General features: G+C 69.0%; 1 pseudogene. It reads left to right on the top strand.

The window, feature by feature from the left end:
* Nucleotides 1-680: pseudogene (locus tag ABS769_RS22505) on the top strand (hypothetical protein); the annotation flags it as partial.

Raw genomic sequence — 680 nt, 5'->3', positions numbered from 1 at the left:
GAGCTGCTCGCAGGCGATCTATCTGCCGGCCAGGCGCTACGCACCGCCGGCCTGCTCGCCACCGCCGCCGACACGGTGATGACCGGCCAACGCGCCACGCAGTTCCTCGGCCAGGACAACCCGCTCGCTGCGCAGTCGGAGCTGGCACATTTCGCCGGCCGCAATGTCGGCGGCTGGGCCGGCGGTACCGCCGCTGCCTACGCGCTGGGTAGCTCGGGCGCCGGGCCGATGGTGCTGATCGCGGCCGATGCATACTTCTTGAGTACCGCTGGCGAGAAGGCCGCCGCGTTGCTCGACAACCGCGCCATCTACACCCAGACCGATCGCGAGGGCACGCAGTGGTCGTTCAACGGCACCGCCTGGGCGCGCGAGGGCAAGGCCGACACCACCAACGACGGGGTAGACAACCCCACCTCCACTCCCATCGTCGCCAGCTACGAGAAGGCACGCGAACTCAATTACCAGGCCACCAACGCCGCTGCAGCGCTCGCCCTCAAAGATGCGCCCGCTCCGCAGGATCCGTATCGCCAGCCGGCCAACGCCACTGATCGCCCCAGCCTGAGCAACGCCGACTGGCGGCGCGATGCCTCGGACGGCCAGTGGCATCGCCAGGTCAAGACCGATATCTCCGGAGCCAACGATCGCGGGAGCTACATACAGGAAACCGCCCTGCCGCCCCG

The organism is Xanthomonas hortorum, from assembly GCF_040279205.1.
Classification (GTDB): domain Bacteria; phylum Pseudomonadota; class Gammaproteobacteria; order Xanthomonadales; family Xanthomonadaceae; genus Xanthomonas; species Xanthomonas hortorum_F.
This window is presented reverse-complemented; position numbering and strand designations above follow the sequence as displayed.